The organism is Pseudomonas sp. B21-012 (genome assembly GCF_024749305.1).
In the GTDB taxonomy this organism is placed as follows: domain Bacteria; phylum Pseudomonadota; class Gammaproteobacteria; order Pseudomonadales; family Pseudomonadaceae; genus Aquipseudomonas.
This window is the reverse complement of the sequence record NZ_CP087197.1, coordinates 2636557-2652589: the sequence shown is the minus strand read 5'-3', so window position 1 is coordinate 2652589 and position 16033 is coordinate 2636557. Positions and strand designations below refer to the sequence as shown.

At 66.3% G+C, this 16033-nt stretch carries 10 protein-coding genes; 8 read left to right on the top strand and 2 right to left on the bottom strand.

Features of this window, described 5'->3' with window-relative positions; genetic code table 11:
- Positions 1-6: 6 nt before the first annotated feature.
- The 7 genes from wecB (at position 7) to LOY37_RS12145 (ending at position 12693) form a co-directional block, all read left to right on the top strand.
- A complete protein-coding gene (gene wecB / locus LOY37_RS12175) occupies positions 7-1161 on the top strand; it encodes a non-hydrolyzing UDP-N-acetylglucosamine 2-epimerase (protein ID WP_093383410.1) in 1155 nt (384 codons plus the stop codon).
- Positions 1158-3332, top strand: coding sequence for a cyclic di-3',5'-guanylate-activated glycosyltransferase NrfB (gene nrfB / locus LOY37_RS12170; RefSeq protein ID WP_258717005.1), 2175 nt, complete (start codon positions 1158-1160; stop codon positions 3330-3332). Before wecB ends, nrfB begins: the two co-directional genes overlap by 4 nt.
- Complete coding sequence (locus LOY37_RS12165; protein ID WP_258717004.1) at positions 3329-6304, top strand: NfrA family protein; 2976 nt, start codon at positions 3329-3331, stop codon at positions 6302-6304. The genes nrfB and LOY37_RS12165 overlap by 4 nt, the downstream gene beginning before the upstream one ends.
- Entirely contained in the window at positions 6304-7149 is an 846-nt protein-coding gene (locus LOY37_RS12160; RefSeq protein ID WP_045198696.1) for a DUF4434 family protein, read from the top strand. Before LOY37_RS12165 ends, LOY37_RS12160 begins: the two co-directional genes overlap by 1 nt.
- Positions 7150-7179: 30 nt before the next feature.
- A complete protein-coding gene (locus LOY37_RS12155; RefSeq protein ID WP_258717003.1) occupies positions 7180-8268 on the top strand; it encodes a diguanylate cyclase in 1089 nt (362 codons plus the stop codon).
- Between the two features lie 286 nt (positions 8269-8554).
- Entirely contained in the window at positions 8555-12508 is a 3954-nt protein-coding gene (locus tag LOY37_RS12150; RefSeq protein ID WP_258717002.1) for an amino acid adenylation domain-containing protein, read from the top strand.
- Entirely contained in the window at positions 12505-12693 is a 189-nt protein-coding gene (locus LOY37_RS12145; RefSeq protein ID WP_258717001.1) for an MbtH family protein, read from the top strand. The genes LOY37_RS12150 and LOY37_RS12145 overlap by 4 nt, the downstream gene beginning before the upstream one ends.
- Here the strand turns inward: LOY37_RS12145 and LOY37_RS12140 are convergent.
- Both LOY37_RS12140 and LOY37_RS12135 read right to left on the bottom strand, forming a co-directional pair.
- Positions 12690-13988: an ATP-binding protein gene (locus LOY37_RS12140; protein ID WP_258717000.1), complete on the bottom strand. Its 1299-nt coding sequence runs from the start codon at positions 13986-13988 to the stop codon at positions 12690-12692. The two genes, LOY37_RS12145 and LOY37_RS12140, sit on opposite strands and share 4 nt — an antisense overlap.
- Before the next feature lie 6 nt (positions 13989-13994).
- Positions 13995-14696 (bottom strand): response regulator transcription factor, encoded by a 702-nt coding sequence (locus tag LOY37_RS12135; RefSeq protein WP_045198685.1) that lies wholly within the window; start codon positions 14694-14696, stop codon positions 13995-13997.
- 156 nt (positions 14697-14852) lie between these two features.
- Here LOY37_RS12135 and LOY37_RS12130 point away from each other — a divergent pair, with 156 nt between their 5' ends.
- Positions 14853-16031 carry an efflux RND transporter periplasmic adaptor subunit gene (locus tag LOY37_RS12130; protein ID WP_093383439.1) on the top strand — a complete coding sequence of 393 codons (1179 nt, stop codon included), beginning with the start codon at positions 14853-14855 and terminating at the stop codon, positions 16029-16031.
- The last annotated feature ends 2 nt before the right edge of the window (positions 16032-16033 follow it).

Genomic DNA, 16033 nt, shown 5'->3' with positions numbered 1-16033 from the left:
GGGACAATGGCGTACACAGTCATGATGGTGTTTGGCACACGCCCGGAAGCGATCAAAATGGCCCCGCTGGCCCAGGTGTTGCGCCAGTGGCCGGATATCGAGCTGAACATCTGCTCCACCGGCCAGCACCGGGAAATGCTCCAGCAAGTGCTGCACGATTTTGGCCTGAGCGTCGATGAAGACCTCAAGGTGATGACCCAGAACCAGACCCTCAACGGCCTGTCCCAGCAATTGCTCAAACAGCTCGACGACACCTACGCACGCATCCAGCCCGACATCGTCCTGGTGCACGGCGACACCACCACCAGTTTCATCGCCGCGCTGGCGGCGTTCAACCGGCAGATCCCCATCGGCCACGTCGAGGCAGGGCTGCGCACCGGCAACCTCAAGGCGCCGTGGCCCGAGGAAGCCAACCGGCGCCTGACCGGGGTGATCGCCGACCTGCATTTCCCGCCCACCACCAAGGCCCGCGACAACCTGCTGCGCGAAGGCGTGGTGCTCGAGCACATCGAAGTCACCGGCAACACCGTGATCGACGCGCTGCTGTGGATGCGCGAGCACCTGAACAAGAGCCAGTGGAAACCTGCGCCCGAGTCGCCGCTGGCGCAACTGCGCGACGACCAGCGCCTGGTACTGATTACCGGCCATCGCCGGGAAAACTTCGGCCAGGGTTTCGAACGCATCTGCCTGGCCCTGGCCGAACTTGCCTTGCGTTACCCGCACGTGCAGTTCGTCTACCCGGTGCACCTCAACCCGCAGGTGCAAAAAGCCGTGTACGCGCTGCTCTCGCATCAGCCGAACATCCTCCTGGTGGCGCCCCAGGACTATCAGCATTTCGTCTGGCTGATGGACCGCGCCTACCTGATCCTCACCGATTCGGGCGGCGTCCAGGAAGAAGCGCCGGCACTCGGCAAGCCCCTGCTGGTGCTGCGCAAGGTCACCGAGCGGCCGTCAGTGCTCGAAGGCGGCACGGTGATGCTGGTGGGCACCCAGACCGAACGCATCGTCAAGGAAACCAGCCGCCTGCTCGATGACAGCGAGGCCTACCAACGCATGAGCCGGGTGTTCAGCCCTTACGGCGACGGCCATGCCAGCGAACGCATCGCCGAACGCCTGAGCCGCTGGCTCGAGGAAAACGCCGCTGAGCGAGACGAGGCATGAGCCTGGCCTGGGTCGATTTCTTCACCTATGTATTGTTCGGCCTCAAGCTGCTGGCCATCGTCCTTGCCAGTTTGATGTTCCTGCTCGGCCTGGATGACCTGTTCATCGACATCGTCTATTGGGGCCGCAAGCTGATTCGCCGCTTTCGCATCTACGACAAGTACGAAAAGGCCGACGAGAAACGTCTGTTCGAGGTCGCGGAAAAGCCCCTGGCGATCATGGTCCCGGCCTGGAACGAGGTCGGCGTGGTCGGCGAGATGGCGCGCCTGGCGGCCTCGACCATCGACTACGAAAACTACCAGATCTTCGTCGGCACCTACCCCAACGACCCGCAGACCCAGGCCGACGTCGACGCCGTGTGCCTGCACTACCCCAACGTGCACAAGGTGGTGTGCGCGCGGCCCGGGCCGACCAGCAAGGCCGACTGCCTGAACAACATCATCGATGCGATCCTGCGCTTTGAGCAGGACGCGCGCATCGAGTTCGCCGGCTTCATCCTGCACGACGCCGAAGACGTGATCTCGCCCATGGAACTGCGGCTGTACAACTACCTGCTGCCGAACAAGGACATGATCCAGATCCCGGTCTACCCCTTCGCCCCCGAGTGGCGCGGTTTTACCGCCGGGCACTACGTCGACGAGTTCGCCGAGAACCACGGCAAGGACGTGATCGTGCGCGAAGCGCTGACCGGCCAGGTGCCCAGCGCCGGGGTCGGCACCTGCTTCAGCCGCAAGGCGATCAGCGCCCTGCTCGAAGACGGCGACGGCATTGCCTTCGACGTGCAGAGCCTGACCGAAGACTACGACATCGGCTTTCGCCTCAAGCAAAAGGGCATGAAGTGCATCTTCGCCCGCTACTCGATGAGCGACCCGCAACTGGCGCTCAAGCGCGACTGGCGCTGGGGCATGAGCCGAGAATTTGCCCAGGTCATCTGCGTGCGCGAGCACTTTCCGCGCGACTGGCAACATGCGATCCGGCAAAAGTCGCGGTGGATCGTCGGCATTGTCTTCCAGGGCACCAGCAACCTGGGCTGGAGCCGCACCGGCGCACTCAACTATTTTCTCTGGCGCGACCGCCGCGGCTTGTTCGCCTACCTGCTGAGCTTTCTGGTCAACCTGCTGTTCCTGGTGCTGATCGCCATGTGGCTGGTGACAATGCTGGCGCCCAACGCCTGGCGCTTCCAGTCGATCCTGAGCGACAGCCCGCTGCTGATGACCCTGCTCTGGCTCAACGGCCTGTTGCTGATCAACCGCCTGTTCCAGCGCGGCTTCTTCGTCACCCGTTACTACGGCATCTTCGAGGGGCTGCTGTCGGCGCCGCGGATGATGTGGAGCAACTTCGTCAACTTCTTCGCCAACCTGCGGGCGCTGCGCCAGGTCATGGAAATGGGCGACTCGCGCCGCGTGGCCTGGGACAAGACCACCCACGAGTTCCCCGCCCTCGGCACGCCGGCGCGTACACCGCTGGGCCAGCGCCTGGTGGCCAAGGGGCTGATCAGCGAGGAGCAGCTACAGGCAGCAATCACCAGCCCGGTGCGCCGGCGCCTGGGCCGCGAACTGCTGCTGCGCGGGCTGTTGACCAGCGAGCAACTGGTGCAAACTCTGGCCGAACAACTGGATTTACCCTGGGCGCCATTAAATCCATTCAAACTTGAGCGCAAATTGATTACCCTGCTGCCCCGCCGCCTGGCAGTGCACTACGGGGTGCTGCCGGTAGCGCAAGACGGCGATACATTGATCCTGGCCAGCGAAGGCCCGGTCAGCCAGGTGTCCCTCGGGGTCATCAGCCGCCAACTCAAGCGCCCGGTGCAATATCGCCTGGCGCCCCAGGGCCGGGTCACCCTCGGCCTGCGTTACCACTACCCCAGCCCCTGGCAGAAGGAGGAGACCCGGCACATGCTCGCGGTTCTCGAAAAGCATCAGGACGATGCCGCGTTGCTTGAGCGGGTCAGTCACCACCAAATCATGCTCGGCACCCTGTTGCAGGTGCGCGGCATGGTCCCCCCCACGTTGTTCAACCAGGCCTTGATCGATTTCAACCCGGAGCACATGTCCCTGGGCGAGCACCTGATTGCCCGCGGCATCATCAGCGAAGCGGTACTGCAAGACGCCCTCGCCGAGCAGCTCGAAGAACAGCAAGCCGCTTATGACCTGACCCGGGAGGTGGCATGAGTGTGCGCCCGCCGCTGACGCTGGCCAGTTTGTTGTTGTCGTTCTACACCGTGCACGGCCTGGCCGCGCCGCTTAGCGACTTCGAACGCTTTCGCAGCTACCCCTTCCTTGAACGCAGCTACCGCGAGGCCAAGGCCGACAACTGGAAAGAAGTCGAACGCCTGACCCGCCACCTGCTCGAGCGGGTACCCAACAACAGCGAAGCCCGCGCCTTGCTGATCCAGGCCCTGGCCCATCAGCGCCGCTACCGCGAAGCCGAGCAACTGGCCGAAGCCGCCAGCAGCAGCGACGCCGACGCCCTGCTGGAGCTGCGCCTGACCTGGATCGAGCAGGCCCCACCCGCCGCAAGCCGGGTCGAGGGCTGGATCGCCACCAGCAGCCTCAACCAGCGTATCCGCCTGTGGCAGGCCTACAGCCTGAGCCTGGCCAAGTTCGGTGGCGCGGCCAAGGCCCTGGAGTGGCTCAACCACCTGCCGGCCCATGGCGACGACAACATCCTGCGCCTGGCCCGGGCCAACTGGGCCGAGCAACTGCGCAACTGGAGCCAGACCATCGCCGCCCTGGCGCCGCTGGCCGAGCGCGGCGAGCTGCCGGCGCAAGACTGGCAGCGCCTGGCCAACGCCTACGTGCAACGCCTGGACGAGGCGCCACTGCAACAACTGCTCAAGCAGGCGCCCACCCCCGAGATCGCCCGCCAGACCCGCCTGGCCATGGCCAACCGGGCAATTGCCATGGGCCACACCGAGCTGGCCCAGCGCTGGCTGCAGTCGCTGCCCGAGCAAGACCTGCACGACCCGGCCAATCGCCGGCAGCTGTGGGAACTGGCGCGCCAGGGCGATGATGCCGCGCTGGTACGGCGGCTCAGCAACGAGCTGAACCGGCCATGCCTGGAAACCACCGAATGGCTGTCGCGCCACGACCGGCAGGCCGCCCGCGAGCAGCTCAAAGGCTGCCGCGCCGATGACAACCCCAAAGCCTGGCTGGTACTCAACCAGCGCCTGCAGGGCCCGGGTGGCGAGGCGCGTTCCGCACAGATGTGGGAGCGCCTGTACCGCCAGAGCGGCGACCTGCAGGCCCTCGAACAGGCGAGCTTCCTGCAGCTCAAGGAGGGCCGCAAGGAGCATGTGCGCCAACTGCTCGAACAGGCCTACGACCGCCGCCAGGGCCGCTTGCCACAACCCTTGCTGCAGCGCCTGGCCGGGCTTTACAGTGCCGACGATGCGCCGCTCGACAGCCGGCGAATGGCCGCCTTGATCCCGCGGGTCGATGCCGCCAACCGCGCCCTGCTGCTCGCCCGCCTGGCCGAGCGCGGGCAGTGCGACACGGTCCGCCAGGCGATCCCCGCCACACCCAGCGAAGTCGGCCAGTTGCGTGCCCTGGGCCGCTGCGCCATGCCCGAGCGCCCTGGCGAAGCGGTGGTCTATTACCAGGCCGCCGCAGACCTGGGCGATACCGGCAGCCGCCTGCCGCTGGCCTACGCCCTGGAAGCCGCCGGCGATTCCTACGCGGCGCAACCGATCTGGAAATCTCTGGCCGACAGCGAGTGGACCGCCAACGCCCGGCTTACCGCCGCGCGCAGTGCGCTGAACGCCGACAATCCTCACCTGGCATACACCTATTGGAAACAGGCAACGCCGGTAACGGCCGATGACTGGGCGCTGGGCGCGGCCATCGCCCAGCGCGACTACCAGGTCCACGACGCCATGGACTACCAGCGCCAGGCCCTCGCGCAGCAACCGCGCCCCGACCATTACTATGGCGCTGCGGTGACCGCCGCGCAGAACGGCGACCTGGCGCAGAGCACCGCCTGGCTTGCCGAGGCCGTGCGCCTGGCGCCAGAGCAGCCGCGCTACAGCGCCGACTACGGCATGCGCCTGGCGGGCTCGGAACAACAAGTAACCCGCGACCGCTCGATCCCCTACCTTGAGCGCGCCGCCAAGGCCTTCCCCGAGGATTACCGGATCGGCGAAACCCTGGCCTGGCGCTACGACGAAGTCGAGAACAGCGCGGCGGCCCGCAAAGAGCTGCGCCGGGTACTGGATGTCGAACACGACCTGGTCGATGGCGACGACCAGTTCGGCAGCCTGGACGCGCGCAAGTACCGTCAGCGCCGCGCCCACGAGGCGCTGTCGCGGCGCGACAGCTTCACCCTGGCCAGCACCTGGTCACCGGCCGGCGTCTCGACCAACGACAACTTTCGTGATGACCGCCAGGACCGCCGCGCCAGTTCGCAGAACGTGCAACTGGCGATGTGGGACCACGCCCTGGGCGAAGAGCCGAGCCGCAACGGCAGCACCTTCTCGGTCTATGGCCGGGTGCTGTTCGGCGGCAGCGGGCGCAACGACTATGCGCAGAGCATGGGCACCGGCGTCGGCCTGCGCTACAAGCCGTTGGGCACCAGCAACCTGAACCTGTACACCGAGCTATACCACCAGCGCCAGATCGACGACGCCCGTTACGGCGGCCTGAGCCTTGGCCAGTTGCTCAGCCCGAGCAAGGTCGGCGACAACTATGGCGACCTGCGCGGCCATGCCGAGTCGAGCAACGACCTGCTGCTGCGCGCCACCGCTTCGTACCTCGACCAGGGCAAATGGCGCAACGACTGGCGGGTCGACGAGGACGAGTGGGACGAGCGCTTCCTCTACCTCGATGCCGCCTGGTGGACCCGCGCCGGCGACCATCAATGGCTGTCGCGCTACCAGCGCGGGCACACCTGGAAGCTGCCCAGCGCCTCGCCACAAACCCTGATGCCCTATGGTTTTCTCGAGTTCTCAAGCCAGGACCCGAGCAACGACTGGCGCCAGGACCTACGCACCGGCCTGGGCCTGCGCTGGCAATGGTGGTTCGACGACGACCGCTACAACGCCTATCGCGGTTCGCTGAAAGTACGCGCCGAATACCAGCAGTCGCTGGGCGGCAATCTTTATGAACACGCCAACGGCGTGTTGCTGGGTGCGGAGTTGACCTTTTGATGCGCCGCTTGATCGCTGTGATGCTGTTCGTCCTGAGCCTGCAGGCAACTGCCGACGAGCGCCTGTTCTACCAACCGCTGAACCGCGACGCGCAGTTGAGCGAGGCGCAGTGGCGCGCGCTGTGGCAAGCCACTGCGGCCCAGGGCGGCAAGACCCTGATCGTGCAGTGGAGCGCCTATGGCGACAGCGACTTCGGCGGTGCCCGGGGCTGGCTGGCCAACAGCCTGCGCCTGGCCCACGAACAGGGCCTGCAACTGGTGCTGGGACTGTACATGGACGCCGCCTATTACCAGCGCATCGACGAACTCGATGGCGCCGGCCTGGCCGCCTATTGGCGCGCGCAACTGGGCAATTCCCTGGCCCAGCAGCGCAAGATCCGCCAGGACTGGCAGTTGCCGGTGGCCGGCTGGTACCTGCCGATGGAGCTGGACGACCTGCACTTTCACAGTGCCGACCGCCGCCAGGCGCTGTACACCCAGCTACAGGCCTTCAATCGCCGCCTGGATGCGCCGCTGCACATCAGCGCTTTCAGCGCCGCGCGCCTGAGCCCGCAAGTCAATGCCCGCTGGCTCGAGCAGCTGGCCAGCCTCAAGCTTCAGGTCTGGTGGCAGGACGGCGCCGGCACCGGGCGCCTGGCGCCGCTGGTGCGCCAGCACTACGAGGATGCCCTGCCCTGCAGCATCGGCATCGTCAACGAAGCCTTTCGCCAGACCAGCGCCGCCGGCCAGCCCTTCACTGCCGTGGCAGCGCCACCGCAGTTGCGCAGCGACTGTCATCCGCGGGCAGTGTTCTCGTTGCGCTACCGGCCCTGGACCCAGGGGGTACTGCCCTTGGCCGGGCACTGAAACCGTCTTCTTCGAGCATTCAGGGCTGCCATGTACAAGACCATCGAACAGCAAGTGCGCAGGAACGTCGCACCGCCGCAACTGCGCGAAGAATTCCGCCAGCACGACTTCGAAAGCCTGAAGTCGTTCAGCTTGCTGGTGTTCGTGCTGAGCCTGGGGATCTGGATTCTGTTCGACCTGATCGTCAGCTACCAGGGCCATCAGGGCCTGACCTGGCTGTCGGCGCTGTTCATCGCGGTGATGGGCATGCTCACCATCATCCTCGGCTTCGTCCGCAAGGCGGCGCATTTCGATGTGCTCAACCTGGTGTTCATCGCCGTGATCACCCTGGCGGTGCGCCTGGTGATCGACGGCCTGCCGCAAGCGCTGCGCCCGGCCTGGATGGTGCTCGGCGCCTCGAGTGTGCTGTACAGCGTGTCGGTGCTGCCGGTGCGGCGCTGGTCGTTCCTGGCGACGATGCTGGTGACCTGGGTCAACCTCAACCCGTTCCAGGTCCCGGACATGCACCTGTTCGAGCTGCGTGGCAGCATGTTCGTCTGCTATGCGGTGTTTCTCAACGGCCTGACCCTGTACAGCTACCTGAAGATGCGCCGGGCCAAGCTGTACAACTTCTACATGGCCAAGCTGCTGCTCGAGCAAGCCTACGTCGATGCCCTGACCGAGATCCCCAACCGCCGTTCGTTCATGGCCAAGGCCGAAAAACACCTGCAGCAGGACGCGGCCCCCACGCGCTACCTGGCGATGATCGACATCGACAACTTCAAGAAGGTCAACGACCAGTTCGGCCACGACATCGGCGACGTGGTGCTCAAGCGCATCGCCGCCAGCATCAAGGCCTCGATGAGCGAATTCGAGTACGCACGGCTGGGCGGTGAAGAGTTCGTGATCTACGTCTGGGGGCTCAACCAGGCCGACGCCGAACGGCGCATCGACGCCCTGTGTCGGCGGGTCCGTGACGAAGTCGCCGAGCATCCGGTGACCATCAGTATCGGCCTGGCGCAAATCCTCGCCGAAGACACCCTGAGCAACGCCCTGGTCAAGGCCGACCAGGCGTTGTACGAGGCCAAGCGCAGTGGCAAGGACCGCTACGTGCTGTGGCGCGAGCCTCTCGGATTGTAAGCCTTCAGCCCTTCGCGGCGGCCGCCAATGGCGCCGCGCCTTCGCCGAGATGCTCCCGCCACCCCTGCCGAGCCGCCTGGCAGCGAGTGCAAGCCTGCGGCCAACCGCGACCATCCTGCCGGTAAAGGCTGCAATCGTGCCGTCACAGCGGCTGTAGTAGTGCTCTGCCGGTCATCGCCAAGCCCCCTTGCGCTGCCTCTCAAAGCCCCCGTCCGCGTGCACTTGCAGATCATTTGCGCCGCTCTACGCTGCAATTTCGCGCAAACCCGGACAGAGGAACACTCGAATGGATTCGAAGATCACCAGCGAAACCGGCCACCCCTTGACCGCAGGCCAACTGTGCATGTGGTTCAACGCCCAGCTTGCCCCACCCCAGACCAACATGAACCTGGCGGAGTCCGTCGACATATTTGGCGCGGTGGACGTCGAGCGCTTCATGACCGCCCTGCGCCGAGTGGCTGATGAGGCCGAAGCGGTGCGGCTGAACTTCGTTGACAGCGCCGAAGGCCCGCGGCAACTGCTGGCCCCGCGATTCAGGGGGGAACTGCCGTTTCTCGACTTCAGCACGGCGGATGATCCACGGGCCAGTGCCGATGCCTGGATGCATGACGACATCCAGCGCCGCGTCGACCTGGGCTGCGACCCGCTGTGGATGTCGGCGCTGCTCAAGCTGGGCCCGGCACATTTTGTCTGGTACCAGCGCCCGCACCACATCATCCTCGACGGCTTTGGCGCCGGGTTGCTGGTGCGGCGCCTGGCCGACACCTACCAGGCCCTCGGCGAAGGCCAGCCGGTGTCCGCCGCCAGCGCCTTGCTGCCGATCAGCGAACTGGCCGAACAAGACAGCGAGTATCGCCAGTCGGAGCGCTTTCAGCGTGACCGCGAGTACTGGATGCAGCGCTTCGCCGACCTGCCGGCGCCGATGAGCCTGGCGCGCCAGCGCACCCTCAACCACGACGGCCTGCTGCGCCGCACCGCCCACCTGCCCGCGGCCAGGGTCGACGCCCTGCGCCAGCGCGCCAGCGAACTGGGCAGCACCTTGCCGCAGATCCTCACCGCCGCCACCGCCGCCTACCTCTATCGGGCCACCGGCAACCAGGACATGGTCATCGGTGTGCCGCTCAGCGCCCGGCGCAACGCACGCATGCGCCAGGTGCCGGGCATGGTCGCCAACGCCATGCCGATGCGCCTGAGCATGCGCCCGGACATGAACCTGGCCGAGCTGGTCCAGGAGGTATCGCGGCAAATGCGCCAGTTGCTGCGCCACCAGTCATACCGCTACGAGCACCTGCGCAACGACCTGGGCCTGCACGGGGCTCATCAGCAGCTGTTCACCACCCTGGTCAATATCGAGCCCTTCGACTACGCCATTGCCTTCGACGGCCACCCTACCCGCGCACGCAACCTGTCCAACGGCACCACCGACGATTTGGGCATCTTCTTCTATGAGCGCGGCCTGGGCCAGGACCTGCAGTTCGATTTCGACGCCAACCCCGGGCTTTACAGCGCCCAGGCACTGGCCGAACACCAGCAGCGCCTGCTCAAGGTGTTCGACGCGCTGATCGAACAGCCCCAACAGATGGTTGCCCGCATCGAACTGCTGAGCGACGAACAGCACCAGCAGTTGCACGCCTGGAACCGCACCGCGGTGGACTACTCGCCGTGGCAGCCGGTCAGCCAACTGATCGAACAGCAGGCCCGGCGCACACCCGATGCCTGCGCGCTGCTGTTCGCCAACCAGCAGCTCAGCTACGGGCGCCTGAACCAGCAGGCCAATCGCCTGGCCAATCGTCTGCAACAGCACGGCATCGGCGCCGACAGCCTGGTCGCCATCGCCATGCCGCGCTCGCTGGAACTGGTGATCGGCCTGCTGGCCATCCTCAAGGCCGGCGCCGCTTATGTGCCGCTGGACCTGGAGCTGCCGCGCGAGCGACTGCGCTTCATGATCGAGGACAGCGCAGTCCAGTTGTTGCTGACAGCGCAGGCGTACAGCGGCCTTGGCGCCAATCTTGCCCCTGAACTGATGCTCGATGACCTGCTGGACGATGAGCACGGCAACGACGATCCCCCCCTCAGCCACGTGCAAGGCAGCAACCTCGCCTACCTGATCTACACCTCCGGCTCCACCGGCCAGCCCAAGGGTGCCGGCAACAGCCATGAAGCCTTGTACAACCGGTTGATGTGGATGCAGGCGGCCTACCCGTTGACGAGCGCCGACACTGTGCTGCAGAAGACCCCTTGTGGCTTTGACGTGTCGGTCTGGGAGTTCTTCTGGCCGTTGATGAGCGGTGCCCGCCTGGCCATCGCCGAGCCCGGGGCCCACCGCGACCCGCAACAGTTGCTGGCGCTGATCGAGCGCTACCAGGTCACCACCCTGCACTTCGTGCCGTCGATGCTGCAGGTGTTTGTGCCCGAGCTCCAACCCGGCCAGGGCCAAAGCCTGCGGCACATCATCTGCAGCGGCGAAGCGCTGCCCGCCGAGCTGCAGCACCAGGTGCTGCAGGCGCTGCCCAACACCGCCCTGCACAACCTCTATGGCCCCACCGAAGCGGCCATCGATGTCAGCCACTGGACTTGTCGCGACGATGGTAGCCACAGCGTGCCGATCGGCCAACCGATCGCCAACCTGCAGGCCTATGTACTCGACAGCAGCCTGCACCAGCAGGCAATCGGCAGCCCTGGCGAGCTGTACCTGGGCGGCATCGGCCTGGCCCGGGGTTATCACCGCCGCCCGGGGCTGACCGCCGAGCGCTTTGTCGCCAACCCGTTCGGGCCGCCCGGCAGCCGCCTGTACCGTACCGGCGACCTGGCACTGTGGCGCGCCGACGGCCAGCTTGAATACCTCGGGCGGGTTGATCAGCAGGTCAAGCTGCGCGGCCTGCGCATCGAGCTCGGCGAGATCGAGCACCTGCTGGCCAGCCATCCGCAGATTGCCCGCTGTACGGTGCAGGTGCGCGAAGACTGCCCCGGCCAGCAACAACTGGTGGCCTACCTGGTGCTGGCCGGTGAACAGGCGCTGGACCTGGGCCAGCTTGGCTATTACCTGGGCGAGCGCCTGCCCGAGTACATGGTGCCCAAGGTATTTGTGGTGCTGGCGCAACTGCCGTGCACCGCCAATGGCAAGCTCGACCGCCGGGCGCTGCCGGTGCCGGCGCAGCACCTGCAGGCACAACGCCCCGCCGAGCCTGCGCAAGGCCCGCTCGAACAGGCCTTGGTGCAGATCTGGAGTGAACTGCTGCAGCGCCAGGGCATCGACCGCAACAGTCACTTCTTCGAACTGGGCGGCCATTCGATCCTGGCAGTGCAAGTCGCCGCACGCTTGCGCCAGCAACTGGGCATAGAAGTGATGCCCACCGATCTGTTCACCCGCCCGGTGCTGCACCAGTTTGCCGAGCAGCTCCAGCGCAGCGCGGACCTGGCCCGCCCTGGCGACCCGTTCACGGTGCTGCTGGAGCTGCGCAGCGAGGGCAGCCAGGCGCCGCTGTTCTGCCTGCCGCCGGGCGGCGGCCTGGGCTGGCCTTACGCGGCGCTCAGTGGTTACCTGCCCGACCGCCCGCTGTATGCCCTGCAGGCTCGCGGCCTGCGCAACCCGGGGCTGCGCCCGCAGAGCGTCGAAGCCTGCGCCAGCGACTACCTGGCGCAGATCCGCAAGGTCCAGCCGGTTGGCCCGTACCATTTGCTCGGCTGGTCATTCGGCTGCCATGTCGCCCACGCCGTGGCGACCTTGCTGCAGCGCGAGGGCGAGTCTGTGGCACTGCTGGCGCTGCTCGACGGCTACCCGCTGCAACCTCACAGCCAGGTCCCGCAACTGAGCGACCAACAGCTGCTGGCCCTACTGATCGGCACCCTGACCAACAGCCCGGCAGACTTCAGCCAGCCCTTGCAACCGATCGCCGAGCAGCGCCGTTACCTGGCCGAAGTGCTCAATCTGGAAGGCGCGATCGTCCAGGCCTTCTGCGATGAAGTGCGCCAGACCGTGCCGTTGATGGAGCGTTTCAAACCGCAGGTGTTTGCCGGCGAGGTGTTGTTCCTGCGCGCTACCGAAGGGCTGCGTGACGCCCTGTGGCAAGACCCCGAGCACTGGCGCGCCCACGTCGATGGCCGGTTGCAGGTCCACGATATTGCCTGCATGCACGAAAACATGCTGCGTGCCGACGCCGTGGCGCAGATCGCACCGCTGCTGGCCAGGGCCCTGCAGGCCAGCGAAACCGCCCGCCGTGCCCAGGAGGTGAACCCATGAACGGCCCATTCGACAACCCGCAAGGGCAATTCCAGGTGCTGCGCAATCACTTGCACCAGCACAGCCTGTGGCCCGCCTACCTGCCCTGCCCGCCCGGCTGGCAGGCGGTGTTCGGCCCGCAGCGCAAAGCGCTGTGCCTGGACTACGTCGAGCAGCACTGGCGCGACTTGCGCCCGCGCCGCTAGCCGCGCGGCAGCCTGATCTTGAACTGCGCACCGCCCAGCGCCGACTGCCCGACCGTCAGGGTGCCGCCTTGGCCTTCGATGGCCCGGCGGCTGATCGCCAGGCCCAGGCCGAAGCCGCCGGTGGTACGGTCGCGGCTGCGGTCCAGGCGGTAGAACGGCTGGAAGATCAGCTCGCGCTGGTCGTGGGGGATGCCGATGCCGTTGTCCTCCACGGTCAGCAGGCAATGGCCCTGGGGGTCGAGGCTCAGGCGCAGGAGGATCTGCCCGTCGCAGTAGCGCATAGCGTTGCGCACCAGGTTCTGCAAGGCACGGGCGGTCAGCCGTGGGTCGAGGATGAAGCGCGGCAGGTTGTCGTCGGCGCGCACCTGCCATTCGATGCCACGGCCATCGAGCTCTTCGGCAAAGCTGCCGAGGATGCTGTCGACCAGCTCCAGCAGCGACACCTCGACCCGTTCACGGGCCTGGTCGGCGTTCTGCAGGCGGCTGTAGGACAGCAGCTCGAGCACCAGTTCATCCAGCTCGCGCACATGCCCGACCAGCTCCAGCAGGCGCTTGCGGCAGTTGGGCGGGACTTCGTCAAACAGCAGCACCAGGCCAAAATCCAGGCGCGTCAGCGGCGTGCGCAGCTCATGGGACACGGCATTGAGCAGTTCGCGCTGCTGGGTCAGCAGGCGTTCGACGTCCTGGGCCATGGTGTCGAACACCTGGGCCAGTTCGCCGATGTTCGAGCGCGGCGGAATATGCGTGCGCTGCGACAGCTCGCCCTGGCCCAGGCGCCGGGCGGTTTCCTTGAGCCGTTCAAGGTCGCGCCAGTGCGGCCAGACCCAGAACAGCAGGCAGCCGAGCAAGGCGGCGCCGATCAGCACGGTCACCACCCAGGACAGCAGGCTGATGTCCAGAGGATCGGGCGGATTGCTCAGTTCCACCAGCCAGGTGTCGTCCAGTGGCGCCAGGGCGGTCTCGTAGTAGCCCCAGTCGCCCAGGCGCACCACGTTCAGGCCGGCCTTGAGGCGATCACGCTCCGCATAGCTGAGGCCAATCTGGTCCTGGCGGCGCAATTGGATTTCCAGCGGGGCGAAATCCGCCGCCAGTTCCTTGGCCTTGGCCGGCCACTCACTGCTCGGCAACTGTTCGAACTGCTTGACGATCAAGCGTTGCACGCCACGGGCCTGGTCAAGGTTGTAGGCAATGAAACGCTGGTGAAAGGCGCCAACGATGGCATCGGGAATCAAAAAGATCGCCCCGGCATAGGCGACGATGGTGATCAGGTACAGGCGGATAAGGATTTTCAGCATGAGCCGCTAGAACTCCCACTCGACCCGGCTGAACAGATACCCCTTGCCCCACACGGTCTTGATCTTGCGCGCCTCGCCCGCGCTGTCGTCGAACTTGCGCCGCAGCTTGGAAATCGCCACGTCCACCGAGCGGTCGGTGCCGTTGAACTCGATGCCGCGCAGTTGCTGGAGGATGCGGTCGCGGCTGAGCACCACCCCGGCATTGCGCGCCAGCACCACCAGCAGGTTGAACTCGCCGCTGGACAGCTCCACCGGCTGCTCGCGCCAGAACACATTGCGCTCGGCCAGGTCGATGCGCAGGCCGCCGACCACGATCAGGTCGCTCTCAAGGCGTGGCTCGTTGATGCTGCTGCGGCGCAGCAAGGTGCGTATCCGCGCCAGCAGCACCCGTGGCTCGCACGGTTTGGTCACGTAGTCGTCGGCGCCCATTTCCAGGCCCAGCACCTGGTCGTGGCTATCGTCGCGGGCGGTCAGCATGAGGATCGGCAGGGCCTGGGACTCGGCGCGCAACAGCCGGCACACCTGCAGGCCGTCGAGGCCCGGCAGCATCAGGTCGAGGATCACCAGGTCCGGTTTGTTGCGCCGCGCCTCGGCCAGCACGTGATCGCCACGGGCAATCACGCTGACGCTGAAGTCGTTGCGCTGCAAGTAGCTGGCGATCAGTTCGGACAAGGCGCAGTCGTCTTCGACCAGGAGAATATTGGGCATGGGCAGTTTGACAGGCTGGGAAAGTCAGGCAGGATATAAGAGCTCACGCGCTCGCAGGATAAAGCTTCACACTTTTTTACACATGGCCTACACAGCTTAACTGTTGCCCGTCGGTCGCCTGCCTTAGCATTGCCGGGTCATTTTCGGAAGATCCGCATGTCCAGTTCAAGTCCCGCCCGTCTGCGCGCCCTGGCGCCGCTGTTGTTGATCACTTTCGCCCTGAGCGCCTGCGACGACAAATCGCCTGCCGAAGAAAAGGCCCCGCCCAGCGCAGTGCGGGTCGAGACCGTGCAGGTGCAGCCGCTGGCAATCACCACCGAGCTCAATGGCCGCATCCTCGCCCCGCGCACTGCCGAAGTGCGCGCGCGGGTGGCCGGCGTGGTGCTCAAGCGCGTGTACCGCGAAGGCAGCGACGTCAAACAGGGCGATGTGCTGTTTCGCATCGACCCGGCGCCGTTCCAGGCCGACTTCGACAGTGCCCGCGCCGCCCTGGCCCGCGCCGAGGCCACGCGCTACCAGGCGCGCCTGCAGGATCAGCGTTACCGCGAACTGATCGCCATCAATGCCATCAGCCGCCAGCAGCACGACGATGCCCGCGCCGCCTTCCTGCAGGCCGATGCCGACGTCGCCGCGGCCAAGGCGGCGCTTGAGCGAGCCAGGCTCAACCTCGGTTACGCCACCGTCACCGCGCCGATTTCCGGACGCATCGGCCGCGCCCTGGTGACCGAAGGGGCATTGGTCGGGCAGAACGAAACCACACCGCTGGCGACCATCCAGCAGCTCGACCCGATCCATGCCGACGTCACCCAGTCGACCCGCGAACTCAATGCCCTGCGCCGCGCCCTGCGTGCCGGCGAACTGCAGCAGGTGGGCCAGGACCAGGCCAGCGCGACGCTGATCCAGGACGACGGCACGCCCTACCCGCTGCCGGGCAAACTGCTGTTCTCGGACATCAGCGTCGACCCGAGCACCGGCCAGATCACCCTGCGCAGCGAGTTCCCCAACCCCGACCTCGACCTGCTGCCGGGCAGCTTCATCCGCGTGCGCCTGGAGCAGGCGGTCAAGCAGCAAGGCATCAGCGTGCCGCAGCGGGCCATCCTGCGCGACAGCGCCGGCAAGCCGAAGGTCATGCTGGTCGATGGCGAACAGCGCGTCAGCGAACGCCCGGTGGTGCTGGGCAGTGTGCAGAACGACCGCTGGATCGTCAGCGAAGGCCTGGCCCCCGGTGACCGGGTGGTGGTCGAAGGCCTGCAGCACATCAGCCCCGGCGACCAGGTAGAGGTCGACAACGCGGGCAAGGACGCCCTCCCCATCGTTCAGTCCAACGGCCAGTGAGG

What these genes read in the sequence shown, in the direction of transcription:
- wecB (WP_093383410.1), top strand. Translation starts at nt 7, where the DNA reads ATGGCGTACACAGTCATGATGGTGTTTGGCACACGCCCGGAAGCGATC.
- nrfB (WP_258717005.1), top strand. Translation starts at nt 1,158, where the DNA reads ATGAGCCTGGCCTGGGTCGATTTCTTCACCTATGTATTGTTCGGCCTC.
- LOY37_RS12165 (WP_258717004.1), top strand. Translation starts at nt 3,329, where the DNA reads ATGAGTGTGCGCCCGCCGCTGACGCTGGCCAGTTTGTTGTTGTCGTTC.
- LOY37_RS12160 (WP_045198696.1), top strand. Translation starts at nt 6,304, where the DNA reads ATGCGCCGCTTGATCGCTGTGATGCTGTTCGTCCTGAGCCTGCAGGCA.
- LOY37_RS12155 (WP_258717003.1), top strand. Translation starts at nt 7,180, where the DNA reads ATGTACAAGACCATCGAACAGCAAGTGCGCAGGAACGTCGCACCGCCG.
- LOY37_RS12150 (WP_258717002.1), top strand. Translation starts at nt 8,555, where the DNA reads ATGGATTCGAAGATCACCAGCGAAACCGGCCACCCCTTGACCGCAGGC.
- LOY37_RS12145 (WP_258717001.1), top strand. Translation starts at nt 12,505, where the DNA reads ATGAACGGCCCATTCGACAACCCGCAAGGGCAATTCCAGGTGCTGCGC.
- LOY37_RS12140 (WP_258717000.1), bottom strand. Translation starts at nt 13,988, where the DNA reads ATGCTGAAAATCCTTATCCGCCTGTACCTGATCACCATCGTCGCCTAT.
- LOY37_RS12135 (WP_045198685.1), bottom strand. Translation starts at nt 14,696, where the DNA reads ATGCCCAATATTCTCCTGGTCGAAGACGACTGCGCCTTGTCCGAACTG.
- LOY37_RS12130 (WP_093383439.1), top strand. Translation starts at nt 14,853, where the DNA reads ATGTCCAGTTCAAGTCCCGCCCGTCTGCGCGCCCTGGCGCCGCTGTTG.